We start from the raw sequence: 24,685 nt of genomic DNA, 5'->3' as shown, positions 1-24,685 counted from the left end.
AGATGTGTATAAGAGACAGGTGCTCTTCATCTTCACCAACTCTGTGCTGAGCGTGGTGTTCATCGCCCTGAGCCCACTGTTGATGATCGGTACCTACATCGACCACAAGATCACCACCCGGCGGCAGCTACGCGACGCAATCCGCCAGTTCACGCTCTCGCTCGACGCCTTCGTGACCCGGCTGCACGATCGCCAGCGCATCCAGCGTGCCGTGCGGCTCGGCGAGACGCCCTCCGTCGCCGACACCGTCGAGGCCGCGCACCGGCTCGACCCGCTGCTGTTCACCCACCGCCCCGAGCACGACGCCTTTCTCACCGTGCGGCTCGGAATCGGCCAGGCACACAGCCGCGACCGCGTGGGCCTGCCCACCGCGAACGACACGCTGCCCGAGTACTGGGCGCAGGTCGAAGAGGTGGCCGACCGCTTCTCGCGTATCGATGGGGTGCCCGTCGTAGTCGACCTCCGAAGCTCTGGCGCCCTCGGTGTGGCGGGGCCCACCGAAGCGCGTCAGGGCGTCAGCCGCGGCATCGTCGCGCAGCTCGCTGGTCTGCACTCCCCCGCCGAATTGGTCGTCTGCGCCCTCGTATCGCCCACCTCGCGCCCCACCTGGGAGTGGCTGCAGTGGCTGCCGCACACCTCCTCCCCGCACAGCCCGCTCGCCGGCGACCACCTCTCCGACAACCCCGGCAGCGGCCTGGCCCTTCTTGCCCGCCTCGAAGAACTGGTGGCCCAGCGCACCGACAACGCCGTCTCCCCGCGCGGAGCCCTCGAGACTCCGGGCCCCAAGTCGAAGAGAGAAGAGAGGCTGCCGGCCCTGACCCCGGCCGTCGTTCTCGTGGTCGAAGACGACGCACCGGTCGACCGCGGCCGCCTCAACCGCTTGGTCGAGCGCGGCGCCGACGCGAACATCCACGTGCTCTGGTCGGCCCCCACCATCGCACAACTGCCCGCCGCCTGCCGCAGCTTCGTCAGCCTCGACGCCGACCCCGCGAACGCCACCGCCGGCCAGGTGCGCCTCGGCGAGCACACCTACCCCGTCGCCTGCGAAAGCCTCGACGCCCCCGCCGCGCACCGTTTCGCCAAGCAGCTCGCACCGGTCGTCGATGTGGGAGCCCCCATCGACGACGCCTCCGATCTCCCGCAGTCGGTCTCGTATCTGAGCCTCGCGGGCCCCGAGCTCGCCGGGTCACCGGATGCTGTACTCGACCGCTGGCGGGAGAGCAACTCCATCAGCCGTCGTGATGGCGGCCCGCACGTGCGTCGCCGCACCGAAGGAACCCTTCGTGCGCTGGTCGGCCACACCGGCACAGAACCGTTCTATCTGGACATCCGCAGCCAAGGCCCTCATGCCCTCGTCGGCGGCACGACCGGCGCCGGCAAGAGCGAGTTTCTGCAGTCGTGGGTGCTCGGTATGGCCGCGGCGCACAGCCCCGACCGGGCGACCTTTCTGTTCGTCGACTACAAGGGCGGCGCCGCCTTCGCCGACTGCGTGGCGCTGCCGCACACCGTGGGGCTCGTCACCGACCTCTCCCCACGCCTCGTGCGCCGGGCGCTCACGTCGCTGCGCGCCGAGTTGCGCTATCGCGAGCACCTGCTGAATCGCAAGAAGGCGAAAGACCTCGCGTCGCTCGAGAAGACCGGCGACCCCGACACCCCACCGAGCCTGCTCATCGTGGTCGACGAGTTCGCCGCCCTCGTGAACGAGGTGCCCGAGTTCGTCGACGGTGTCGTCGACGTTGCCCAGCGCGGCCGTTCTCTCGGCCTGCACCTCATTCTGGCCACCCAGCGGCCCGCCGGCGTGATCAAAGACAACCTGCGCGCGAACACCAACCTTCGCATCGCGCTCCGCATGGCCGACGCCGACGACTCGACCGACATTCTTGGTATTCCCAGTGCGGCATATTTCGACCAGTCCATTCCCGGGCGGGGTGCGGCCAAGACGGGGCCCGGCCGTATCGCGTCGTTCCAGACGGGCTACGCGGGCGGATTCACGACGAGCGAACCGCCCACCCCACGCATCGACATCGTCGAACTGAACTTCGGCTCGGGCGCTGCGTGGGAGGCCCCCGAGGGTGAAGCCGCTCCGCTCACCGACCAGGGCCCGAACGACATCACTCGCCTGGTGACCTCGATTCGCGGTGCGGCCGAGGTCGCGCGCATCCCGAACCCTCGCAAACCGTGGCTCGACGAGCTCGCACCGGTGTACGACTTCTCGCTGCTGCCGAACCCGCGCACCGATGAGCGCCTGCTGCTGGGCGTCATCGACGAGCCAGAGAACCAGGCCCAGCCGACCGTCTTCTACGAGCCCGACCGCGACGGCAACATGGCCGTCTACGGCACGGGCGGCTCTGGCAAGAGCGCAACGCTCCGGAGCATCGCGGTGGCCGCGGCCGTCACTCCCCGCGGCGGCCCAGTGCACGTCTACGGCGTCGACTTCGGCTCGGCCGGCCTCAGCATGCTCGAAGAACTGCCGCACGTGGGCGCCATCATCTCCGGCGACGACCACGAACGTGTCATTCGGTTGCTGCGCATGCTGCGTGACCTGGTGGATGACCGTTCCGCCCGCTATTCGGCCGTGCGAGCCGGCAGCATCGGCGAATACCGCCGCATGGCCGAGGCGCCCCTCGAACCGCGCATCCTGGTGCTCATCGACGGCATCGGCGCCTTTCGCGAGCAGTACGAATTCGGCGGACACTCCGCCTGGTTCACCGTGTTCTCGCAGATTGCCACCGACGGCCGCCAGGTGGGCGTACACATCGTGGTCACGGGAGACCGGCCGAACGCGGTTCCGGCTTCGATCGGTTCGACCATCCAGCGCCGCATCGTGCTGCGTATGGCCAGCGACGATGACTACTCGCTCGTGAATGCGCCGAAAGACGCACTCAGTGCGGTGTCGCCTCCCGGGCGCGGGCTGATGGGCGGCAATGAGGTGCAGATAGCGGTGCTCGGGGGCGACTCGAACACGGCCATCCAGGCCCGCGAGATAACGAAACTCGCCGAGTCGATGCGTCGCCAGGGCGTCGTGCCCGCTCTACCGATCAGGCGGCTGCCCGAAGCCATCGCACTGTCGCAGCTGCCGGCGACGGCGGCCGGTGGCGTGCCGACGCTGGGGCTCCGCGACGAAGACCTCGCGCCGTTCGGCGTGGCTACCCGAGGCGCCTTTCTCGTGGCCGGGTCGACGGGCAGCGGCCGTTCGACCGCGCTCGCCACGCTGGCCACGGCCCTTCATCGAACCAGGCCCGGCACGAAGCTCGTGCACATCTCACCGCGACGCACCACGCTGACCCCGCTACCTCTCTGGGCCCTCACCCTGTCAGAGCCGGCCGAGCTCGCTGCGTTCGTCGACGACGTGCACAACCAGCTCGACGCGGGCACGCTCACGGCCGACGACTTCGTACTGTTCATCGAGAACATCGGGGAACTGAACGGTTCTCCGCTCGAAAACGACGTCGACCGGCTCGTGAAACGCGCGCTCCGCGACGACGTGTTTGTCATCGGCGAGAGCGAGACTTCTACCTGGTCGCAGGCGTGGACGTTGGCCGGCCCGTTCAAGAACTCGAAGCGCGGGCTGCTGCTCGTTCCCGGCGAGCTCGACGGTGACAGCCTGCTCGGCACCTCGCTCGGTCGCTTCAAACGCGCAGAGTTTCCGCCCGGCCGTGGGTTCGTCGTGCAACAGGGCCGCGTCACAAAGGTTCAGCTGGCGCAGCCGAACGGCTGAGGGAGTCGATGGGGCTGATGGGGAGTTCTCCCCATCGACCAGAAGCCCCCGCGCCCATACTGTTGAAACGTGAGAGAAACCTCACGATAATGTAGCGAAACCGGATCTCCCGGGTCGCGTGAACAAAGGAGAGCACAATGGCCGTATGGGGTCTCGACGTCGAGCAGGTTCGCTCACTCAGCAAGCAGCTCAACACCCAGTCGCAGCAGGTTCAGCAGATTCTGACCACGCTCACCAGCGCCCTGCAGAACGTGCAGTGGACGGGCCCCGACGCTGAAGGCTTCCGCAGCGAGTGGAACACCACCCACACCGCCGCGCTGAAGCAGGTCATCTCGGCTCTCGAAGACGCATCGCAGAAGTCGGCCAAGAACGCGGCCGACCAGGAAGCCACGTCGAACGCGTAATTCGCGTCGCGAGGGGCCCTTTCGGGGGCCCCTCTTTCTTTTCCGCCGAAGGGCAGCACCACACTGAGGGGGTCGGCCGTGGCCGGAGGGTTCTACGGGGCAGACGTCGAGGCGCTCCGGCAGCTTTCGAAGCAGTTCGACCAGGCAGCGGCCGAGCTCAACCGCGTCACCTCCACGCTGACATCGCACGTGAACCAGGCGCAGGCCTGGCAGGGTCCGGATGCCCAGCAGTTCCGTGCCGCCTGGAATGGTTCGCACACCAGAACCCTCGACCGAGCCGCGCGCGCCCTGCAGCTTGGCAGCACGGGGCTCGCGAAGAACGCCGACGAGCAGAACGCCGCGTCGACTGACTCGGCGCGCTCGGGCGGCGGCGGGGCATCCGGAGCGCACGGAACCGTCACGCTTCCCGGCGGCGGGGTCGTGCCCTTCTCGATCACCGGCAAACCGGGCATCGGCCCCGACGGACTTACCCCCGGCACCGTCGCGTTCGGCGAGCACGGCAGGGTCGAAGGCAACGGAGCGCTCGGCGGCGGATCGGTCACGATTCGAAACGGTGGCTCAGCCGACGCGAACACCGTCTACGGCCCGAACGGCGCGGCCGAGCACACCGCCAAGGCGGGCTGGGGCCGGGGCGCCAACGAAGAGCTGCACGGCAACTTCAGAAACGGCGACCTCACTGGCACGGGGTCTGTGCAGCAGTTTCTCGGCGCGAAAGGCGACACCACCGCGCACGCCGGCGTCGACAGCAACGGCCAGTACACGGCGGGCGCGAAAGCCGACGGCATGGCCGGCTTCGAACAGAACGCCTCAGGCTCGCTGAAGGTCGGCCAGAGCAGCGTCGGCCTCGACGTGAAGGAGCTGGCCGGCGCCGCGCTGAACGGCAACGCGGGCGGTACCATCGGCCCCGAGGGCATGGGTGTGAACGCGGGCGGCGAAGCGTTCGCCGGCCTGAAAGGCGGGGTCGACGGAACCCTCAGCGTGGGAGGCGTCACCGACAAGATCGGCTACGAGGCGTACGCCGGCATCGGTGCGCACGCCAACTTCGACGGCCAGGCCACCTGGAACGACGTGCACCTCAAGATCGACGCCGGCGTGGCATTCGGCCTCGGTGGCGGCTTCTCGCAAGACATCTCCTTCAGCCCCGAAGACGCTGTCGCCTCGGTCGCCCACTCCTTCGGCTTCTGACCCACCCGCCCGCCCCGAACGTGATCACCCGAAAGGCTTTCCATGACGTCGACCCTCACGTTTCCGAGCGAAGCGGCCCCGGCGTTCCCGTCGATCAGCCTCGAGCTTCCCGACACGTGGGCGCCGTTCTCACCCTCCGGTGCCGTGTTGGCGGCGGGCCGCGCGACTGAGCACGGCGAGTTTCGCCCGAACGTCATCGTCGCCGTCACCCGCTTCGACGCCGACTACACGCTCCAGACCGCGATCGACGCCCTCACCCTGCAGGTTCAGCTGATCGACGGCGTCGTCGAACTCGGCCGTGACGAGCTGCCCGTGCTCGGCACCGACGGCTTCCGCATCGAGTTCAGCTACTCCGACCCGCGCGTCGGCACCCTCATGCAGGGCGTTCGCCTTGCCCTTCTCGCCAACGGCCCCGTCGTCGACCTCGTGCAGATCACGGCCACCGCCACCGGTGCCCAGGCCGCGACCCTCTGGGGCGAGCTGCGCGACGTGCAGTCCTCGGCGGCACTCACCGGCTCGTAACTACCGTTGTCAACGCGCGACCGCGGTGGGCGGCGCAGCCGTGTCGCCCACGTGCAACCGGCACGTGAACGCCACGTCGGGTGACGCCTCGCCCGCCAGCAGCTCGGTGACCGCCCGCCCCGCCGCGCGGCCCTTCTCGGTGGCCGGCTGAACCATGGTGGTGAGGTCGTGGTGGGTGAATCCTTCGATGCGGGCACCATCGAACCCGACCACCGTCACATCGTGCGGCACCAAAAGCCCCAAAGCTTCTGCCGCGCGGATGACGCCCACCGCGATGAGGTCGCTCTGGGCGATGATGGCGGTGGGCCGGGCATCCGGAGCCACATCGAGCAGCAGCAGGGCGGCCGCGAAACCGTCATCGCTCGACGAGGTCGACGTCACGAACCCGGTCACCGACGGGTACACCGCGCGGGCCCCCTCGAGCCGGTCGCGCGACACCGCCGTGGTGGCCGTCTCGAGGTCGGCTGGGGTGAGAGCGCGCAGCTCACGCCGGGCATCCAGCGGCAGCGTCACGGTCGCAACCAGACGGTGCCCGAGGTCGTACACGTGCTGCGCCATGACGGCCGCGGCCTTTCGATTGTCGAGGTCAACAGCCACCACACCGTCAAAATGCTGCCCCTCGATGGCCACCATCGGAACATTGCGTTGCCGCATTACCGTGATCGACCCGGCAAGATGCGGGCTGCAGCCGAGAAAGATCGCCGCGTCGAACACGGCCGTCTGGATGCTCGGCTCACCAACGCCCGTGGCTGTGAGCAGCAGCATTCCGCCGCCCTCGCCGATCTCCTGCGAGATGCCGTCAAGCGCCGCAATGGTCATCGGGTCGCGAAACGAGTGGATGATGCGGTCTTCGAGCACCACCCCCACGATGCCTGAGCGGCCCTGCCGCAGCGACTTCGCGCGCGGGTCGGGCCCGTAGTAGTTCAGCTCGGCCGCCGCCTTCAGCACCTTCTCGCGCGTGGCCGCCGAAATCGAGCCGTCGCCACTGAACGCGATCGACGCGGTCGACCCCGACACCCCGGCGAGCCTGGCCACATCGGCAAGCGTCGAGCGGGCCGGGTGGCCACGGTGAGGTTGATTGTTTGCACTCACATCCCATAGCGTAGTCGTAGACATTCGAATCGATTCGATTCGGTACCGGATGCTCAGGCAGAGTCGTTCGAATCACCCGACTCTCGCCCCCAGCTCACCCACCCCCAGCGTCGAGGCCCCCATGACTCACCCCACCGACACCGGCTCGTCGCCGGTCGTTCCCGGCGCACCCGTCGCCCCGAACCTCACGGCCTGGCGCAACGCTGTCTTCGTCGTCTTCACCCTCAGCGGCCTCACCCTGGCCTCCTGGATCTCGCGCCTGCCCGCCGTGCGTGACCAGCTGCACCTCGACACCGCGGCCGTGGGCCTGCTGATCCTCTGCCTCTCTGCGGGATCAGTGGTGGGCCTCGTCGCCGCGCCCCTCATCCTGAACCGCATCGGGGCGCGCCGGGGCATCCTGTTCGCCCTCTGTGTGAGCGGTCTGTCGCTCGCCGGCGTCGGTCTGTCGGCCACCCTGCTGCCCTCACCCGGTCTCGCCATGCTCTTTCTCGCCGTTCTCGGCCTCGCCAACGGCGCCCTCGACGTGATGATGAACCTCGAAGGCGCCGGCGCAGAGCGGGCCATCGGGCGCACACTGCTGCCCCTCATGCACGCCTTCTTCAGCCTCGGAACCGTCGTTGGCGCAGGGCTCGGCGCCGCCGCATCGGCCCTCGGCATCCCCGTCTCGGTGCACCTCCTCGTGGTCGCCGTGCTGATTCTGCTCGTCGCCGTCGTTGTGGTGCGCTACCTGCCGGCCGTCGTCGAATCCGACGAGCCTCTCGCGCCCGCACTGCCGCTGAAGGCGCGCATCAGAGAGAGCCTCGCCGTCTGGGCCGACGTGCGGCTGCTGCTCATCGGGCTCATTCTGCTCGGTATGGCCTTCGCCGAAGGATCAGCGAACGACTGGGTGGCCATCGCCACGATCGACGGCCATGGGCAAGACAACACCACCGGCGCCATCATGTTCGGCGTGTTCGTGACCGCGATGACCGTCGGCCGCGTGGCGGGCGGGCCCGTGCTCGACCGCCTGGGCCGCGTGCCGGTGCTGCGCTGGTCGGCGCTGATCGGTGCCATAGGAGTGCTGTTGTTCATCCTGTCGCCGAGCCTGCCGATGGCGTTCGTCGGCGCGGGTCTGTGGGGTATCGGGGCATCGCTCGGGTTTCCGGTGGGCATCTCCGCCGCGGCCGACGACCCCCAGAAAGCCGCCGCCCGGGTCAGCGCGGTGGCCATCATCGGCTACGTCGCGTTCTTGGCGGGCCCGCCGCTGCTCGGCTTTCTCGGCCAGCACTTCGGCATTCTGAACGCTCTCTACGTGGTGCTCGCGCTGCTCATCCTCGCGGCCCTCGCCACCCCCGCCGCCCGCGAGCGCACCGGAAAGTTCTCGCGCCGTTAAACTGAGGCCCGTGCGACTTGTTATTGCGAAATGTGCCGTTGACTACGCGGGCCGGCTGAGCGCCCACCTGCCCCTCGCCACCCGCCTGCTCATGCTGAAGAACGACGGCAGCATTCTGGTGCACTCCGACGGCGGATCGTACAAACCCCTGAACTGGATGAGCCCGCCCTGCACCCTGCAGATTCTCGAGCCCGATCAGGAGCAGCTGGATACGGGCATCACAGAACTCTGGAAGGTCACGCACGCGAAAACGGCCGATCTTCTCGTGGTCTCCATCCACGAGGTGTTCACCGACACGTCGCACGACCTCGGGGTCGACCCGGGTCTCGTCAAAGACGGCGTCGAAGCCCACCTGCAGAAGCTCCTCGCTGAGCAGATCGGCTTGCTCGGCGAAGGCCACACCCTCGTGCGGCGCGAATACATGACCGCCATCGGCCCGGTCGACATTCTCGCGCGCGACGCCACAGGCGCTGCCGTCGCCGTCGAACTCAAACGCCGCGGTGACATCGACGGCGTCGAACAGCTCACCCGCTACCTCGAACTCATGAACCGCGACCCGCACCTCGCCCCCGTCACCGGCATCTTCGCCGCACAGGAGATCAAGCCCCAGGCGCGCACCCTCGCTCACGACCGCGGCATTCGCACCCTGCTGCTCGACTACGACGCCATGCGCGGCCTCGACGATAGCGACAGTCGCCTGTTCTGAATTCTTTTGTTCGCCCTGAATTTTTTTCGCCGCCGCCCTTGCGGCGGGTGCGGGCAGGGGGTCAGGGGGCGCCGGCCGAGAGCCAGAGGGCGAGCACGGCGAGCGGCAGGGTGACGAGAACGGCGGCGAGGCCGAAGACGACGAAGCGCGGCCACGAGATGCTCACGCCGAGGGAGGTCACACGTTGGTGCCACAGCAGGGTCGCGAGTGATGCCCACGGCGTGACGAGCGGCCCGAGATTCACGCCGATGAGCAGCGCAGCCAGCCGCAACGGATCGCCCGCCGCCGCCGGCTCGATCACCAGATACGCCGGAAGATTGTTGATCCCGTTCGCCGCAACTGCACCCACACCCGTGAGCTGCAGCAGCGCCGGCAACGACGTACCCGACCCCGCGACCGCCGCAACGGCGCCTGACAGCCCGTGCACCTGCGCCGCCTCGACCAGCACGAACAGCCCCGCCGCGATACCAACGGCCGACCACGGCACCAGCCGCACACTCAGCGACGACCGCCGCCGCACCCCGAATGCCACCACCAGCACCACAGCGCCAGCCGTCGCCGGAATCCACACCGGCAACCCCGACACCAACAGCGGAAGTAGCACCGCCACCACCACAGCCGACACCACGAGCAGTCGCCGGTCGGCGATGGATGCCCGTTCCGGCACCTCATACCGCCCCCGAACCCCGCCCAGCCGCCGCCAGAACACCCCCGTCAGAATCACGATCGGCACCAGCACCCCGACCAGCGCCGGAGCCCACACCAGCGCCACATAGTCGAACGGACCGCCGAACCGCAGCGCACTCGCCGCCAGCAGGTTCGTCAGGTTCGACACCGGCAGCAGCAGCGAGGCCGTGTTCGCGAGCCACACCGTCGCCAGCGCGAACGGCACTGGCGGTATGCCCGCGTGCAACGCCAGCAGCACCACCACCGGTGTCACGAGCACGGCGGTCGTGTCGAGCGACAAGAAGATCGTGCTGAGCGTCGCGAGCGCGAGAACGAACAGCCAGAGCATCCAGACCCGTCGTCTGCCCCAGCCAGCGAGCCGGTCGGAGAGCACCGCGAACAGCCCGGCCTCCGACGCCAGCTCGGTGACGATCGTGATCGCCACCACAAACCCGAGCACCGGCCCCACCCGTTCGACGAGGGCGAGCGACGAGGGGGCGGGCAGGATGCCCGTGGCGACCACAATCGCCGCGGCCACCACCAGCGCCAACACGAACACCCGTCCCGGAGTCACCCGCTTTCGGGGTTCTTCGTCACTGGGTCGGGCATCCCGGGCCGTGGTCTCTGGGGTCAGGGCGTCATCGTTTATGAACCGATCGTAGTTCGCCCAGGCGCCCGGCGCGAGCCGCGAAACGCCCCCGACAGGGCAGGTAATCCTCGGCACCCTAGAATTGCCCCAATGTCTACTGAAGAGATTTCAACCGCAGCGGTCGCGCCCCACAAACCTTGGTCGTGCGTCTTGTTCGACCTCGACGGAACGATCACCGACTCGGCCCCTGGCATCATCGGCCGCCTCTCACGCACGCTTCTCGCGTTGGGCCGCCCGGTTCCTGCCCCCGCCGATCTCATGCAGTTCATCGGGCCGCCCATCCTGCAGGGCTTCGAGCTCGTCGCCAACATGAACGAGGCTGAGGCCAACCAGGCCCTCGTCATCTACCGCGATCTCGCGGCCAGCGAAGGCCCGCAAGACGACGCCGTCACTTTCCCGGGCATGGTCGGGCTGGTGAAGTTTCTGTTCAAAGCCGGCATTCCGCTGGCCGTCACCACCTCGAAGTCGGAGGTGCAGGCAAACCGCATTCTCGAGCACCTGAGCCTTCAGCACGCTTTCGTGGTCATCGCCGGAGCCAGCGAAGACGAAACCCGAAGCGCCAAGGGAGACGTCATCGCCGAGGCCCTCCTGCGGCTGCGTGAGCTGAACGTCGACCTGTCGAATCTCGTTCTCGTGGGCGACCGCATCCACGACATGGAGGGCGCCGCCGAGCACGGCATCCCGCCCATCATGGTGGAGTGGGGGTACGGCTCTCCCGCCGAAGCCCCCGGCGCCATCGCCATCGTGCACTCCGTCGACCAGCTGCGCTCACTGCTCCTCTAACCTGCAGCGGCCGACGGGTCAGTGCGCCTCAGCTCGGTCTCGCCCGAGACCGGCCCGCCACGCACGTGAACCCGAACCAACACTGCAGCATCACGGCGAGACCGCTCGGCGCTATCGCCGAGCCTCAGCCCCAACACCACTGCGAGTGCCAGCCCACCAACGGCGAGAATCGGGCCGATGAAGCTGCCAGAGGCTTCATTCGACCCGTCGAAACTGGCCACACTTGCAACCCAGGCCGGCAGGTAGCTGCCGAGCACCACCGTCGCAGCGATGATCAGCACCTGCCCGGCGGCGGCGCACTGGCGCGCGTGACTGCGAGCCATGCTGGCCATGGTTCGAGCCTGCACGTCGCTGAGGTCACCCAGCGAACGGCTGCCGATCCACCGGGCCGAGACGCTCTCTTCTGTCACGACCGTCTGAAGCTCACCGGGCGTGAGAAGCTCAAGCGCGTGCGGTCGAAACCGGCTCTCCTCGCCCCCCTCACCTGCTGGCAATTGGGCACGAAGCGCACCCAGCCGTCGGCTTCTCTCCCGCCGAAGCTCTCTCGCCGCCCTGCTGAAGAGTGCCGCCCGCCAGAAACAGACAATACCGATCAGTGAGAGGAGGCCGAGCACCGCCTGTGCTGCCGGGCTCACAGCTGCGCCCTCCCCGAGGCCATCAGCCTGGGGCGAAAGAAGATGAATCGCTGCGCGCTGAGAACGAGCACAATGAATGAGATCTCCACCAGGAGCTGGTCTGTTGCAAGCAACAGGCCGAACCACGGTCGCGACACGACGCCCAGCCAGTTGCCCCACAACAACATCACCGGAATGACCGCACCGCTCACCCCGAGAAGCGCGTAGGCGAAGCCCATGCGCCGAAACGCAGGAGAGTACCCCCTGACAAGGTACAGAGGTTCAATGGGCACAGGCCTGAGCATGGCTGAGACGGTGTCGACCGCTGCGCGAACGTGAGATTTGATCATGGGATCATTTTCGCCCGAGCCACTGACACTGGCCGTGTCTCGCACCGGCACCACTCATCCCCGACACCCGTGCGAGGCGGGGGCGCGCACGTGCGCACCCCACGCCTCACCCCGGCTCTACAGACCCGACAGCTCCGCAACCTCGTCGGCCGTCAACTCGAGGTCGGCCGCCGTTGCCGAGTCGCGGATGCTCGCTGGCCGTGAAGCGCCAGGAATCGGCACCACCACCGGCGCCAACGCCAGCTCCCATGCAAGGCACAGCACCTGCGGGCTCACCCCGTGCACCCCGGCGATGCGCGCGAACGTATCGCCCTTACCGCCCAGGTCTGACGCCCCCGTGATGCCGCCGAGGGGGCTCCACGGCAGAAACGCGAGGCCCAGTTCGTCACAGAGCTCGAGTTCGCCCTGGCTCGACCTGAATTTGGGTGAGAACTGGTTCTGCACTGAGACCAGCCGACCATCCAGAATCTCGTTTGCCTGGCGAATCTGGTTCACATCAGCATTCGAAATGCCAGCCATGCGAATCACGCCCTCGTCGAGTAGGTCGCGCAGCGCCCCAACCGACTCTTCGTAGGGCACAGCGGGGTCGGGTCGGTGAAGCTGGTACAGCCCGATGCTGTCGACGCCGAGCCGTGAAGCCGAAGCCTTCGCCGCTTCCTTCAGGTAGTCGGGGTGCCCGTTGAGAGTCCAGCTGCCATCACCCGGGCGCAGGTGCCCGCCTTTAGTCGCCACCAGAACACCCGACGTGTCGCCGCCGTAGCTCTTCAGCGCCTTCGCGATGAGCAACTCGTTGTGCCCGTCGTCATCGGCGGTCATGTGGTACGCGTCAGCCGTGTCGATGAGGGTGACACCCGCCTCGAGCGCGGCATGGATCGTCGCCACCGAGCGCTCTTCGTCAGGCCGTCCCTCGATCGACATCGGCATGCCGCCGAGCCCGATCGCACTCACCGTGACATCTCCGATTGTGCGGTTCTTCATAGGTTTTTCCCGCTCTCTGCGACCGCGAATCGACCGCATTCGATGCTATGTGACGTTCCGTGACGTGCGCACAGGCTTGACGCGGCCGCCCGGATTACCCTCGAATCCCCACACCAGCTCCGTGCCCCGAAGGAACCCCATGACCACCAACGCTGCCGCCCCGACCGAGACCGCCCCAGCCAGTACCATCCCCGCCAGCATCGCCGCCCAGGTCGCCGAATTCAACACCGGGTTCGAGGCCCAGATCGGCCCCGACCTCTCAGCGGTCTTCGCCGCCGAGCAGGCAGCCCTCACCACCGACGGCATCCCGGCCAGCACCGTCGCCGTGGGAGATACGGTTCCGGATGCTCGTCTGCTCACCCCCGGGGGCGACACCACCACGCTGGCCGAGTCGCTCGACGGCACCCCCGCCGTGCTCGTGTTCTACCGCGGAGCCTGGTGCCCGTACTGCAACATCACCCTGCAGACGTACCAGCGCGACCTGTTGCCCGCACTGCGTGAGCGGGGCGTCCGGCTCATCGCCATCAGCCCCCAGACCCCCGACGGCTCGAAGGCCATCACCGAGAGTGCCGAACTCGACTTTCCCGTGCTCTCTGACGCCTCGAATGTGCTCGTGCGTCAGCTTGGCATCGTCACCGAGCCCACTGCCGATGCCCGCGCAGCCCACACCGCGCTCGGGTTCGACGTGGCCGACAGCAATGCCGACGCGACCGGCGACATCCCCTTCCCCACCGTTCTCGTCATCGATGCCGGCCGCGTGGTCTCATTCGCCGACATTCACGTCGACTACACCACCCGCACCGAGGTCGCCGCCATTCTCGACGCGGTGGATGCCCTCACACTCTGATTCCTGCAGGCGCGGGGCGGGGCACGGCGGCGCGGGGCGGCTAGGCTCGCGTCATGACCGAACTCGACCCCGCCTCGACCCTCCGACGCCCCGCCTACGCCACACTCGTGGCCTACGGCTCGATCGTCATTGCGTTCGGCCTGCTCGTCACCGTGCTGGGCCTCGTCTTCGCTCCCGGGCTCACCGCTCTGGGCCTCGCCCTTGCCGCGTTCGGCGGCATGTTCGCAGCATTCGGGGCGTTTCTCTTCTACTTCGCCGTACGTTCGTAACTCTTCGGGCCCTATGACGGCCGGATGCCCGTTTAAGGGGATGCCCCTGCCGGTTGTGGCGTCACGTGACCACGTCGGGATCGCGCGATCATAGAGTTGTAGCGCCAGAGAGAGCGGCACGAGCGGCCTTGATCTCGGCCGACGACGCCGTGAGATTGACGGGCGCATCAGGGTCAAGCGCCTACGCCGCCCTGAAGCGTCTCGTCGCCGCGGGAATCATTCATGACGTCACGCATCGAAAGCGCAATCAGGTCTGGGCCGCCACCGATATTCTCGACGAAATGACGAGAGGCCCACCGCAGCAGTGCTGCAGATGAGCCTCTCAATGCTGGTGCGCGAAGGGGGACTTGAACCCCCACGTCCTTACGAACACACGGACCTGAACCGTGCGCGTCTACCAATTCCGCCACTCGCGCCAACTCAGCGAGGTTAGCACCCTTGGGGCGGTTTGTGAAAACCGAGGGCAGTGCGTTCACCCGACACTGCACGGCAAAGCGGGCCAATAAACCGCCTCGCATGTCACCCCGCAGGGCATTAACACCCCAGACAGGTACCATCTGACGTAGCATTCATGCCTGCAGAGTGTGCGCGACGATCTGTTGCGCCCACCGAACATGGGAGACGCGTGGGAATACTGGACAACTTCGAGAAGGGTCTCGAACGTGCCGTCAACGGCGCCTTTGCCAAGACTTTTCGCTCGGGGCTGCAGCCGGTTGAGATCGGCTCCGCTCTGAAGCGCGAGCTCGACACGAAGGCCGCCGTCGTCTCGCGCGAGCGCATTCTGGTTCCCAACAGCTTCGTCGTGAACCTCGGGCAAAGCGACTTCGAGCGCATGAGCGCGCTCGGGGCCACCCTCATCGACGACCTCGTGCAGATCGTTCAGAAGCACGCCACGGCGCAGAGCTTCCAGTTCGCCGGCGGTATCAGTGTGACCCTCGCCGAGGTGCCGCGGCTGAGCGCCGGTCTGCTCGAGGTCGAGAGTTCGACCATCCAGCGCGACGTGACGTGGATGCCCGTGCTCGACGTCGCGGGCAAGCGCTACCCCATCACCCAGTCGCGCACGGTCATCGGGCGAGGCCACGATGCTGACATCACCGTCGAAGACACCGGCATCTCGCGCAAACACATCGAGGTGGTGTGGGATGGCAAACGTGCTGAAGCACGAGACCTCGACTCGACGAACGGTTCGCAGCTGAACGGCCAGGCGTTCAAACGAGCCGTCATCGAGCCCGATTCAGTGATTCAGATCGGCCGCACCCGGGTCGTCTTCCGGGTGCTGGCGCAGTCGGCCTCGGCTTCGGCCGCCGGCTCACCAGCGTCGCCATCGCCCTCCGCACCCGCGCTGGCAGACGGCCCGCCCCCCGCGGCAGAACCGTTCAGGTGGGATCTATGAGTGAACTCACTCTTCTCATTCTGCGGTTCGGCTTTCTCGCCGTGCTCTGGGTCTTCGTATTCGTCATCGTGTATGCGATGCGATCAGACCTGTTCGGGCAGCGCGTTCGCAAGATGCGCGAGCCGAGCGCCGCGCAGTCGGGCCAGGCCGGGCAGGCGTCGAGCCCGTTTCCGCAGAACGCAGCGGCCGCCGCAGGCGGGGCGGGCGCAGCAGGCGGCGCCGTAGCCGGGGCCGCCGCAACTCTCGCCCCGGCCGGCAAAGTCGTCGGTGCCGCCGCCACGAACACCCCGCTGCCGTCGACTCACCCACCGACCCCGGCCCCGCAGTCGAAGATTCCCGTGTTCACCCCCCTCGCCGGATCGACCGCCGGCGTGCATCCGCGTGCCACCACCAGCAATGCGCACAAGCTGGTCATCACCTCCGGCGCCAAGGCCGGAACCGAGATCGAGCTGGGCGTCGACCCGCTCACCATCGGCCGGTCGACAGACTCGAGCGTGGTCATTCGCGACGACTACACCTCAACTCACCATGCACGCCTTCTGAACTGGAACAACGAGTGGGTCATTCAAGACCTCGACTCAACTAACGGCACGTTTCTCGACGGAAAACGTGTCACCCAACCCACTGCCGTTGCGCTGAACACGCCCATCAAGATCGGTTCCACCAGTTTTGAGCTCAGGCGTTAGGGGCACGGGCAGAACAATGGCGTTAGTGACCGAAAGTGCGGCCGTCTCCCATGTGGGCAAGGTGCGCTCGAACAACCAAGACAGCGGGTACGCCGGGCAGTCTCTGTTCGCGGTCGCCGACGGCATGGGGGGCCACGCGGGCGGCGACGTCGCGAGTGCTCTCGCACTGAACAAGCTGCTCGAGATCGACGGCGAGTACAGTTCGGCCGTCGACGCCGAGTTCGCGCTGCAGGAGGCCATTGTCAGCGCGAATGCCATTCTGGCCGAGGCCGTGTACGAGCATCCGGAGCTCACCGGCATGGGCACCACGCTCAGCGCCCTCGTGCGCGTCGGCCACAGCGTCGCCCTGGCACACATCGGCGACTCCCGCATCTACCGTTTTCGCGACGGCAAGCTCGCCCAGATCACCACCGACCACACCTTCGTGCAGCGGCTCGTCGACAACGGCCGCATCACCGCCGAAGAGGCGAAGGTGCATCCGCGCCGATCGGTGCTCATGCGCGTGCTCGGCGACGTCGATTCGACTCCCGATGTCGACCTGCAGGTCATGGACACCCGGCCGGGCGACCGCTGGCTGCTCTGCTCCGACGGCCTCACCGGCGTGGTCGACAACGACCAGATCGCCGCGGCCCTCGCCGAGAACCCGTCTCCGCAGGCCGTCGCCGATGTTCTGGTCAAAGAGAGCCTCGACCACGGCGCACCCGACAACGTGACCGTCGTCATCGTCGACATCAGCGAGTCGTTCACCGGCAGCACCTACATCGCCCAGACCGTGGGGGCGGCGTCGCGGCCGATCGCGTTCGGCGGTGGCAGTGGTCGCCGTTCGACCCGGATGCCCGGCCTCCGCCTGCACCCGCGCGTGGGCCCCACCCAGCCCTCGCACTTCGAAGCCCAGTCTGACGACTACCTCGACGAGCTCATCGACGAAGACCGCAGAAGAAGCCGTCGGCGCAAGCTCACCTGGCTCATCGGCAGCATCGTCGTGGTGCTCGCCATTGCTCTGGGTCTGTTCATCAGCTACCAGTGGACCCAGAGCCGCTACTTCGTGGGCGAGTCGAACGGCCATGTGGCCGTCTACCAGGGCATCCAGCAGTCGATCGGCCCGATCTCCCTGTCACACGTGTACCAGGAGACGACCATCACCGTCGACAATCTGCCCAGCTACACCAAGTCGCAGGTGCAGAACACGATCAGTGCCGATTCGATCGCCGCCGCCCAGAAAGTCGTGCAGAACCTCGAGCAGGCGGCCGGCAATGGCTGACCCGGGCGTCATGACGATCGTGAACTCCGTTCAGCCCGCGACGGGGCTGCGGCCGCCTCGGCGCATCCGTGTGCCCGAGAAGCTCCGCAACCTCGAACTCTTTCTGCTGCTGTTCTCGTGCGCCATCAACGCTGGGGCCGTGGTCATGGTGCAGCTGGGCGCGCTCGGCAGCATTGACGTCGGCCAACTTGTGCTGCTCGGCGCCGGCCTCTCGATACTCGTCATCGGCGCCCACACCGCACTGCGGTTCGTGGCGCCGAACGCCGACCCGTTCATCCTGCCGATCGCCACGCTGCTGAACGGCATCGGCATCGCCGAGATCTACCGCATCGACATCGAAATGAACCAGACCGGCTGGGACAGCACGGCCGTTCGGCAGGTCGTGTGGAGCGCCCTCGCCATCGCCATTGCCCTCGCCGTCATTGTGGCCCTCCGAAACCACCGGGTGCTGCAGCGCTACACCTACGTCTTCATGGTCATCTCAGGCATTCTGCTGCTGCTGCCGATTCTGCCCGGCATCGGCAAAGAGGTCTACGGCGCACGGGTGTGGATCGGCATCGGCCCGCTCTCGTTCCAGCCCGGTGAGGTGGCCAAGATCGCCCTCGCCATCTTCTTCGCCGGCTACCTCGTCTCGCGCCGCGACAGCCTCTCGTTCGTGGGTCACAAGTTTCTCGGCATGCGGTTTCCGCGCGCCAGAGACCTCGGCCCGATTCTTGTCATCTGGGCTGCCTCGATGGGCGTCATCATCTTTCAGCACGACCTGGGCACGGCGCTTTTGTACTTCGGCCTGTTCGTCGTCATGATCTACGTGGCCACCGCGCGGCTCAGCTGGGTCATCCTCGGCGTCGGGCTCTTTCTGGCCGGTGCCCTCGTCGCCAGCCAGGTGCTCACCTACGTCAACGACCGCTTCTCGAACTGGTTGAACCCATTTGCACAGAGCACGTACGACGAGATCGGCGGCAGCTACCAACTGGTTCAGGGCCTCTTCGGCCTCGCCAACGGCGGTCTCATCGGCACCGGCCTGGGTGGTGGCCAACCGAGCATCACCCCGCTCGCCCAGAGCGACTACATCGTGGCCAGCCTCGGCGAAGAGCTCGGTATGGCGGGCCTGTTCGCCATCCTCAGCCTCTACCTGCTGTTCATCGCCAGGGGCCTTCGCATCAGCTTCTCTGGCACCGACGATTTCAGCCGCCTGCTCGGTATCGGCCTCACATTCGTCATCGCCCTGCAGTGCTTCATCGTTGTCGGCGGCGTCACCCGCGTCATCCCCCTCACCGGCCTCACCACACCCTTCCTCGCCGCCGGCGGCTCGTCTCTGGTGGCCAACTGGATCATCGTGGCCCTCCTGCTGCGGCTCTCAGACACAGTGCGCAATCAGCCAAGGCTGGTGGTCTAGGGCCATGAACCGTGAACTCAAACGCGTGACCATCGTCATTCTGGCCATGTTCGCCGCCCTCTTCGTCTCGGTCACGACCATCCAGTTCTTTTCAGCGGATGCCCTGGCGAACGATGCTCGCAACGCTCGCACCATCAACGCGAGCTACTCGAAGCAGCGCGGGCCCATCCTTGTCGCCGGCCAACCGATCGCCCAGTCGGTGCCCTCGAACGACCAGTACAAGTATCAGCGCACCTACACGAACGGCCCGCTCTACAGCGCAGTGACCGGTTATTTCACACTCGACCAGGGCACCACCGGCATCGAGAGCGCCATGAATCAGGAGCTGAGCGGCACGTCAGACTCGCAGTTTCTCAGCCAGCTCAACAGCATCGTGACCGGTCAGAACCCGCAGGGCGCGTCGGTCGAACTCACCATCGACCCCAAGGTGCAGCAGGCCGCCTACGACGCCCTCGGCAGTCTGAAAGGCGCCGTCATCGCCGTCGACCCGAAGACCGGCCGCATTCTCGCTATGGTGTCAAAGCCCGATTACGACCCGAACATTCTGGCGGTGCACGACACCGACAAGGTCATCAGCACCTACAACGACTTGTTGAACAACGCGAATTCGCCCCTCATCAACCGCACCCTCGACGGCGACCTCGACCCGCCCGGTTCGACCTTCAAGATCGTCACCTCATCGACCGCACTGCAGGCCGCCGGCCTCAGCGCCGACTATCAGCTGCCGAATCTCGACGGCTACCCGCTGCCGGGCAGCTCGTCGATTGTGCACAACGCGGGCGGTGGCACCTGCGGGCCCGGCGCCACCGTGAGCATCCAGACCGCCTTCGTGCTCTCGTGCAACATTCCGATGGCCGAACTCGGCGTACAGATCGGTCGGCAGAAGCTCACCGACATGGCGAAGGCCTACGGCTACACCACCAGTTTCGACTCACCCATCCCCGTCGAAGCCAGCCAGTTTCCGAACATCGGCGACGATGCCCAGCTCGCACTCTCGTCGTTCGGCCAGGCGAGCGTTCGCTCGAGCCCCATGCAGATCGTCGAACAGTCGATGGCGGTAGCGAACGGCGGGGTGATCATGCAACCGAACCTCGTCGACAGCGTTCGGGCACCCGACCTCACCGTTCTGAAGCAGTTCGAGGCGAAAACCCTCCAAACCCCCATCACTTCTATAACAGCTTCGACACTTTCGTCGTGGATGGTCGAGGCTGTCGATTCGGGCGCGGCGACTAATGCAAGAATAGATGGAGTCAAAGTGGCCGGCAAAACAGGAACTGCAGAGAACGGGGCGGGCGACCCGTACACCCTGTGGTTTACAGGTTTCGCTCCTGCAGACAACCCTCAGGTTGCGGTTGCAGTGGTGGTACAGAATGGCGGCGGACTAGGCGAATCCGGGACGGGCAACGATGTTGCTGCCCCGATCGCCAAAAAAGTACTTGAGGCGGTGCTGAATAAATGAGACCCACAGCAGGGCTCACCTTCGGGGGAAGGTACGAGCTGTCGACGCGTATCGCGATCGGCGGCATGGGCGAGGTGTGGCAGGCGACCGACTTGGTCATCGGCCGCAATGTCGCCATCAAGATCTTGAAAGACGAGTATCTCGGCGACCCCGGGTTTCTCGAGCGTTTTCGCGCTGAAGCGCGCCACGCTGCCCTCGTGAACCACGAAGGCATTGCGAACGTCTTCGACTACGGAGAAGAAGAGGGCAGCGCGTACCTGGTCATGGAACTCGTGCCGGGCGAAGCCCTGTCGGTCATCCTCGACCGTGAGCACGTGCTGTCGACCGACCGCGTTCTCGACATCATCGCCCAGACCGCGTCGGCCCTGCAGGCCGCTCACAACGCCGGCCTCGTTCACCGCGACATCAAGCCGGGCAACCTGCTGATCACGCCGGATGGCCGGGTCAAGATCACCGACTTCGGAATCGCCCGCATCGCCGACCAGGTTCCGCTCACCGCCACCGGGCAGGTCATGGGTACGGTGCAGTACCTCTCGCCCGAACAGGCCAGCGGCCAGTCGGCGTCGTCGACCACCGATATCTACTCTCTCGGAATCGTCGCCTACGAGTGCCTCGCGGGCAAGCGTCCGTTCAGCGGCGAGTCGCAGGTAGCCATTGCGATGGCCCAGATCAACGATGTTCCGCCCGACCTGCCCGTCACCATCGCCGAGCCGGTGCGCAATCTCGTATTCTCGTGCATCGCCAAGAAGCCAGCAGACCGGCCCGCCTCGACGGCCGCCCTCGCGCGTGCTGCGACGGCGCTTCGCCAGGGTGATGTCGCCCTGGCTGCTGCCGCTGTGCCCGCCGTTCTCGGCAACCGCGCCGCACCGATCGACACCGCCACCATGCTCATGCCGTCAGCTGGCGCAACCCAGGCGACCACCGTGCTCGGCATGGCTGGCGCGGGTGCCACAGTGGCCAATCCGTTGGCCTTCCCGCCCGACGAGAACATCGACGGCGAGGTCGTACCCACGAAGAAGCGTTCTCCGTGGACCTGGCCGCTCATCGTTCTGATCATCATTCTCGCTCTGGTACTGGCGGGCACCATCTACGCTCTCGCCACGGGCAACAAGACGAGCACGCCGGTAACCTCCAGCGCGCCGCCCAGCTCGAGCGCTCCGGCAACACCCAGTAAGACACCCACACCCACGCCCACCGCCACCTCGAACACGGTGGTTGTGAACGACAAAGACCTCATCGGCAAGACCTTCGATGCGGCCTCTGCCATCCTCGTCGGCCAGGGTCTCAGCGCCAATCGCGTGGTGAAGAACGCGGCTCCGAGCGCCGACATGGTCGATGTCGTCTATCAGGCCACCCCTGTCGGCAACATCGCCAAGGGTACCACCGTCGACCTCACCGTCTACGGCGATGCCGTCGCACCGCCCGCGCCCACCTCGACTCCCACGTCGACACCGGCCAAGGTCAGCACCAATGCCACCTTCGTGGTGTCATGGGCCGCGTACAGCTGCCCGTCGGGGTACAACCTGACGAGCTACGACCTCGATGCAGGCGGCGCAACGGTCGCCATCGCCCCCGGCACCAATCCGGCTGCAACCCTCATCGCTCCCGCCGTGGCTGAGACCATCAACATCTCGTACAAGGTGACCTGCTCGGCAACCGGAGCGTCGAGCGGTCTGCAGTCGGCCTCGTCACCTGCTCTGGCGCTCGTCATCACTGCTCCGGCAACCACACCCCCGACGACAAGTGCGACTCCCGCACCTCTGGCACCCTGAACCCAACCGCTTCCGCTCATCCAACACCTACCGACCCTGGTTCACCGCCAGCAGACCCTGGAGCTCTACTGTGACCGATGACAATCGCCTGCTCGCCGGGCGATACCGCATCGGCGACATCATCGGGCGCGGCGGAATGTCGAACGTGTACGTCGGTCGCGACGAGCGCCTCGGTAGACCGGTGGCCATCAAGCTGCTGAAGTCGTCGCTCGCCGGCGACCCCATCTTCCGCACGCGGTTCAGGCAAGAAGCCCAGGCGGCCTCGCGCATGGCTCATCCCACCATCGTGCGGGTGTTCGATGCCGGAGAAGAGCGGGTGGCCGAACCCGGCGGCAGTGAAGCGATCGTGCCGTTCATTGTGATGGAGTATGTGCAGGGCATCCTGCTGAAAGATCTCATCAGGCAGGGGCCGGTCGACCCCGCCGAGGCCGTGCGCATCACCGACGGTATTCTCACGGCGCTCGAGTACTCGCACCGGGCCGGGGTCGTTCACCGCGACATCAAACCGGGCAACATCATGCTCACCCACTCAGGCCAGGTGAAGGTAATGGATTTCGGCATCGCCCGGGCCATCTCCGACTCGTCGGCAACCGTGGCGCAGACCACCGCCATTCTGGGCACGGCGCAGTACTTCTCGCCCGAACAGGCGCGCGGCGAGTCAGTGGATGCTCGAACCGACCTCTACTCCACCGGCATCGTGCTGTTCGAACTTCTCACCGGGCGTGCGCCCTTCCGCGGCGAGACCCCCGTGGCCGTGGCGTACCAGCACGTGAGCGAGGCACCGGTGTCGCCCAGCTCGATCAACCCGAAAGTGTCACCCGCACTCGACCAGGTGGTTGCTCACGCCCTGGCCAAAGACCGGTTCGCGCGCTTCCAGAGCGCCGCCGACTTCAAGATCGACCTGCAGATCGCCGGCGCCGGAAAGATCCCCTCCAAACGACTGCCGGCCGAAGATTTTCAGGCCTCCCTCTTCGGGGCACCCCCCACTCTCACTGCCGGCTCTGATGCCGCTCTCACCCAGTTGGCGGGAGACGACGAATACGCCGTTCGAACCCAGTCCAGGCCACCGGTCATCTGGATCTGGGCGGGTATCGCCAGCGTCGCCGTGATTCTCGTCGCGATTCTGTTCTGGGTGGTCGGGCTCCGCGAGACCACAATCATTCCCGACTCGTCGCGCATCATTCCGGTGGTCACAGGCCAAACGTACGACAGTGCGAACTCCACACTGCAGCAACTGAACCTCGTCACGCAGCGGTTCAACGAGAACAGCCCCACGGTTCCCGAGGGCGAGGTCATTCGCACCGACCCGCCGTCGGGCACGGTCGTGCAGCCGCAGGCCATCATCGGCATCTACGTGTCACTCGGCAAGAAGACCGTGCTGATCCCCGACCAGGCCGGGTCGACCGTCACGGCGGCAACCCCGAAGATGACGGCCCTCGGGCTGATCGTCGGCTCAACGAGCAAAGAGAACTCTGCCACCGTCGCGGCCGATGTCATCATTCGCACAGACCCCGCTGCCGGCGCATCGAGTTTTGTCGGCGACACGGTCAACTTCGTGGTGTCGAACGGGCTCGTGACGGTTCCGAACGTCGTGAACCAACCACTCACCTCAGCTACCTCGACGCTGTCTGCGTTGAATCTCACGGTCACGGCAGCGGTAGACCCGTCGTGCAAGACGGCATCATCGAACCCTGTGACGAAACAGTCTCTGGCCGCCGGTGACAGACCCCAGGGTTCAGCTGTCACCTTGACCTACTGCACGGGCTAGACCGCGCGCACGAGTGGGTTGAGCGGCACGGCCGCCGCTCTCGCCGAGGTGAGACCGGCCGTCGCCAACCAGTTCGCCAGCATCACATAACCACCCTCGGTCAGCACCGACTCCGGGTGAAACTGAACGCCGAAGATCGGTGCACTGGCGTGCCTCAGGCCCATGATGACCCCACCTTCGGTGCGCGACGTCACCACCAGTGTTGCTGGCACGGTGCCGTCGACCACCGCCAGGGAGTGGTACCGGGTGGCCGTGAAGTTCTGGGCGACACCGTCGTAGAAGAGGCTCTCGTCGTGAACGATGACCGACGTCTTGCCGTGCATGAGTTCTTCAGCGTTCGTCACAGTGGCGCCCATCGCCTCGGCGATGGCCTGGTGGCCGAGGCACACCCCGAGCAGCGGGGTGTGCCTCGCCAGCGCGGCTCGTACCACGGCAATGGAGACGCCGGCTTCTGACGGCTTGCCAGGCCCGGGTGAGATGAGCACCGCATCATAGGCGCCGAGCACCGTCGCCGCTTCTGCGTCGGTGAAGGCGTCGTTGCGAACGACAGTGGTCTCTGCCCCGAGTTGGTGCAGGTAGCCGTTCAGCGTGTAGACGAAGCTGTCGTAGTTGTCGATGACGAGAACGTGGGTCATTGGTCAACCGTAACGGGTTGCGAGGGTGTCAACAGATTGTCGACGAGCGGAAAAACCCACGTCGACAGCGCGAACAGCAGCACGGCGATGCCTACGAGCAGAATCAGGATACGGGCCCACAGGGGCCCCGGTAGAACGCGCCACAGAGCGGAGTACACGG

The 24,685-nt window shown here is 66.5% G+C and carries 23 protein-coding genes and 1 tRNA gene; 16 read left to right on the top strand and 8 right to left on the bottom strand.

Annotated features, from left to right (window positions below):
• The 4 genes from QN358_RS09120 to QN358_RS09105 form a co-directional block, all read left to right on the top strand.
• Positions 1-3,718 (top strand): FtsK/SpoIIIE domain-containing protein (locus QN358_RS09120; RefSeq protein WP_323512149.1); only part of this gene is annotated, 3,718 nt, incomplete at its 5' end.
• A gap of 137 nt (positions 3,719-3,855) precedes the next feature.
• Positions 3,856-4,122: a WXG100 family type VII secretion target gene (locus QN358_RS09115; RefSeq protein WP_136643810.1), complete on the top strand. Its 267-nt coding sequence runs from the start codon at positions 3,856-3,858 to the stop codon at positions 4,120-4,122.
• A 78-nt stretch (positions 4,123-4,200) separates the two neighbouring features.
• Complete coding sequence (locus QN358_RS09110) at positions 4,201-5,307, top strand: WXG100 family type VII secretion target (protein ID WP_323512148.1); 1,107 nt, start codon at positions 4,201-4,203, stop codon at positions 5,305-5,307.
• Between the two features lie 42 nt (positions 5,308-5,349).
• A complete protein-coding gene (locus QN358_RS09105; protein ID WP_323512147.1) occupies positions 5,350-5,829 on the top strand; it encodes an LpqN/LpqT family lipoprotein in 480 nt (159 codons plus the stop codon).
• Between the two features lie 9 nt (positions 5,830-5,838).
• Here QN358_RS09105 and QN358_RS09100 read toward each other — a convergent pair whose 3' ends face one another.
• Positions 5,839-6,921: a LacI family DNA-binding transcriptional regulator gene (locus tag QN358_RS09100; protein ID WP_237280181.1), complete on the bottom strand. Its 1,083-nt coding sequence runs from the start codon at positions 6,919-6,921 to the stop codon at positions 5,839-5,841.
• A gap of 121 nt (positions 6,922-7,042) precedes the next feature.
• Between QN358_RS09100 and QN358_RS09095 the strand changes: the two genes are divergently transcribed.
• Both QN358_RS09095 and nucS read left to right on the top strand, forming a co-directional pair.
• Positions 7,043-8,293, top strand: coding sequence for an MFS transporter (locus QN358_RS09095; protein WP_136640170.1), 1,251 nt, complete (start codon positions 7,043-7,045; stop codon positions 8,291-8,293).
• Positions 8,294-8,303: 10 nt separating this feature from the next.
• Positions 8,304-8,999 carry an endonuclease NucS gene (gene nucS, locus QN358_RS09090; protein WP_136640171.1) on the top strand — a complete coding sequence of 232 codons (696 nt, stop codon included), beginning with the start codon at positions 8,304-8,306 and terminating at the stop codon, positions 8,997-8,999.
• A 61-nt stretch (positions 9,000-9,060) separates the two neighbouring features.
• Here nucS and QN358_RS09085 read toward each other — a convergent pair whose 3' ends face one another.
• On the bottom strand, positions 9,061-10,239 hold the full coding sequence (locus tag QN358_RS09085) for an SLC13 family permease (protein ID WP_323512146.1): 1,179 nt from the start codon (positions 10,237-10,239) through the stop codon (positions 9,061-9,063).
• 165 nt (positions 10,240-10,404) lie between these two features.
• On the opposite strand from QN358_RS09085, the gene QN358_RS09080 reads away from it, so the two are divergent.
• A complete protein-coding gene (locus QN358_RS09080) occupies positions 10,405-11,097 on the top strand; it encodes an HAD hydrolase-like protein (protein ID WP_136640172.1) in 693 nt (230 codons plus the stop codon).
• On the opposite strand, the gene QN358_RS09075 is transcribed toward QN358_RS09080, so the two are convergent.
• The 3 genes from QN358_RS09075 to QN358_RS09065 all read right to left on the bottom strand — a co-directional run bounded on the left by QN358_RS09075 (position 11,094) and on the right by QN358_RS09065 (position 13,039).
• Entirely contained in the window at positions 11,094-11,507 is a 414-nt protein-coding gene (locus QN358_RS09075) for a hypothetical protein (protein WP_323512145.1), read from the bottom strand. The genes QN358_RS09080 and QN358_RS09075 overlap by 4 nt on opposite strands.
• Positions 11,508-11,728: 221 nt before the next feature.
• Positions 11,729-12,061: a hypothetical protein gene (locus QN358_RS09070; RefSeq protein WP_136640174.1), complete on the bottom strand. Its 333-nt coding sequence runs from the start codon at positions 12,059-12,061 to the stop codon at positions 11,729-11,731.
• Positions 12,062-12,178: 117 nt separating this feature from the next.
• Entirely contained in the window at positions 12,179-13,039 is an 861-nt protein-coding gene (locus tag QN358_RS09065) for an aldo/keto reductase (RefSeq protein WP_136640175.1), read from the bottom strand.
• Between the two features lie 139 nt (positions 13,040-13,178).
• Between QN358_RS09065 and QN358_RS09060 the strand changes: the two genes are divergently transcribed.
• Together QN358_RS09060 and QN358_RS09055 are read left to right on the top strand one after the other, a co-directional pair.
• Positions 13,179-13,886, top strand: coding sequence for a peroxiredoxin-like family protein (locus tag QN358_RS09060; RefSeq protein ID WP_136640176.1), 708 nt, complete (start codon positions 13,179-13,181; stop codon positions 13,884-13,886).
• A 53-nt stretch (positions 13,887-13,939) separates the two neighbouring features.
• A complete protein-coding gene (locus QN358_RS09055) occupies positions 13,940-14,155 on the top strand; it encodes a hypothetical protein (RefSeq protein ID WP_136640177.1) in 216 nt (71 codons plus the stop codon).
• Between the two features lie 329 nt (positions 14,156-14,484).
• On the opposite strand, the gene QN358_RS09050 is transcribed toward QN358_RS09055, so the two are convergent.
• Positions 14,485-14,571 (bottom strand) — tRNA-Leu (locus QN358_RS09050).
• A gap of 209 nt (positions 14,572-14,780) precedes the next feature.
• On the opposite strand from QN358_RS09050, the gene QN358_RS09045 reads away from it, so the two are divergent.
• The 7 genes from QN358_RS09045 to pknB all read left to right on the top strand — a co-directional run bounded on the left by QN358_RS09045 (position 14,781) and on the right by pknB (position 23,890).
• The gene (locus QN358_RS09045; protein ID WP_323512144.1) at positions 14,781-15,548 is read left to right on the top strand and encodes a DUF3662 and FHA domain-containing protein; all 768 of its coding nucleotides are present in this window, start codon (positions 14,781-14,783) and stop codon (positions 15,546-15,548) included.
• Positions 15,545-16,234 (top strand): FHA domain-containing protein, encoded by a 690-nt coding sequence (locus QN358_RS09040; protein ID WP_323512143.1) that lies wholly within the window; start codon positions 15,545-15,547, stop codon positions 16,232-16,234. The genes QN358_RS09045 and QN358_RS09040 overlap by 4 nt, the downstream gene beginning before the upstream one ends.
• A 16-nt stretch (positions 16,235-16,250) precedes the next feature.
• A complete protein-coding gene (locus QN358_RS09035) occupies positions 16,251-17,495 on the top strand; it encodes a PP2C family protein-serine/threonine phosphatase (protein ID WP_136640180.1) in 1,245 nt (414 codons plus the stop codon).
• 10 nt (positions 17,496-17,505) lie between these two features.
• A complete protein-coding gene (locus QN358_RS09030; RefSeq protein WP_323512150.1) occupies positions 17,506-18,891 on the top strand; it encodes an FtsW/RodA/SpoVE family cell cycle protein in 1,386 nt (461 codons plus the stop codon).
• Between the two features lie 4 nt (positions 18,892-18,895).
• Positions 18,896-20,350 (top strand): penicillin-binding transpeptidase domain-containing protein, encoded by a 1,455-nt coding sequence (locus tag QN358_RS09025; protein WP_136640182.1) that lies wholly within the window; start codon positions 18,896-18,898, stop codon positions 20,348-20,350.
• A complete protein-coding gene (locus QN358_RS09020; protein WP_136640183.1) occupies positions 20,347-22,122 on the top strand; it encodes a serine/threonine-protein kinase in 1,776 nt (591 codons plus the stop codon). Before QN358_RS09025 ends, QN358_RS09020 begins: the two co-directional genes overlap by 4 nt.
• Before the next feature lie 70 nt (positions 22,123-22,192).
• Positions 22,193-23,890: a Stk1 family PASTA domain-containing Ser/Thr kinase gene (gene pknB, locus QN358_RS09015; protein ID WP_136640184.1), complete on the top strand. Its 1,698-nt coding sequence runs from the start codon at positions 22,193-22,195 to the stop codon at positions 23,888-23,890.
• On the opposite strand, the gene QN358_RS09010 is transcribed toward pknB, so the two are convergent.
• On the bottom strand, positions 23,887-24,525 hold the full coding sequence (locus tag QN358_RS09010) for an anthranilate synthase component II (protein ID WP_136640185.1): 639 nt from the start codon (positions 24,523-24,525) through the stop codon (positions 23,887-23,889). The two genes, pknB and QN358_RS09010, sit on opposite strands and share 4 nt — an antisense overlap.
• Positions 24,522-24,683, bottom strand: coding sequence for a hypothetical protein (locus QN358_RS09005; RefSeq protein WP_162849192.1), 162 nt, complete (start codon positions 24,681-24,683; stop codon positions 24,522-24,524). Before QN358_RS09005 ends, QN358_RS09010 begins: the two co-directional genes overlap by 4 nt.
• Positions 24,684-24,685 lie beyond the last annotated feature (2 nt).

This window comes from Subtercola sp. RTI3, assembly GCF_035018625.1.
GTDB classification, from domain to species: Bacteria; Actinomycetota; Actinomycetes; order Actinomycetales; family Microbacteriaceae; genus Subtercola; species Subtercola vilae.
Note: the sequence above shows the minus strand (reverse complement) of the source record. Positions and strands in the feature narration are given on the sequence as shown.

Coding starts and splice junctions, on each gene's coding strand:
- QN358_RS09065 (WP_136640175.1), bottom strand. CDS start 13,039: ATGAAGAACCGCACAATCGGAGATGTCACGGTGAGTGCGATCGGGCTC.
- QN358_RS09105 (WP_323512147.1), top strand. CDS start 5,350: ATGACGTCGACCCTCACGTTTCCGAGCGAAGCGGCCCCGGCGTTCCCG.
- QN358_RS09070 (WP_136640174.1), bottom strand. CDS start 12,061: ATGATCAAATCTCACGTTCGCGCAGCGGTCGACACCGTCTCAGCCATG.
- QN358_RS09035 (WP_136640180.1), top strand. CDS start 16,251: ATGGCGTTAGTGACCGAAAGTGCGGCCGTCTCCCATGTGGGCAAGGTG.
- QN358_RS09040 (WP_323512143.1), top strand. CDS start 15,545: ATGAGTGAACTCACTCTTCTCATTCTGCGGTTCGGCTTTCTCGCCGTG.
- QN358_RS09060 (WP_136640176.1), top strand. CDS start 13,179: ATGACCACCAACGCTGCCGCCCCGACCGAGACCGCCCCAGCCAGTACC.
- QN358_RS09030 (WP_323512150.1), top strand. CDS start 17,506: ATGACGATCGTGAACTCCGTTCAGCCCGCGACGGGGCTGCGGCCGCCT.
- QN358_RS09095 (WP_136640170.1), top strand. CDS start 7,043: ATGACTCACCCCACCGACACCGGCTCGTCGCCGGTCGTTCCCGGCGCA.
- QN358_RS09115 (WP_136643810.1), top strand. CDS start 3,856: ATGGCCGTATGGGGTCTCGACGTCGAGCAGGTTCGCTCACTCAGCAAG.
- QN358_RS09010 (WP_136640185.1), bottom strand. CDS start 24,525: ATGACCCACGTTCTCGTCATCGACAACTACGACAGCTTCGTCTACACG.
- QN358_RS09025 (WP_136640182.1), top strand. CDS start 18,896: ATGAACCGTGAACTCAAACGCGTGACCATCGTCATTCTGGCCATGTTC.
- QN358_RS09020 (WP_136640183.1), top strand. CDS start 20,347: ATGAGACCCACAGCAGGGCTCACCTTCGGGGGAAGGTACGAGCTGTCG.
- QN358_RS09080 (WP_136640172.1), top strand. CDS start 10,405: ATGTCTACTGAAGAGATTTCAACCGCAGCGGTCGCGCCCCACAAACCT.
- QN358_RS09055 (WP_136640177.1), top strand. CDS start 13,940: ATGACCGAACTCGACCCCGCCTCGACCCTCCGACGCCCCGCCTACGCC.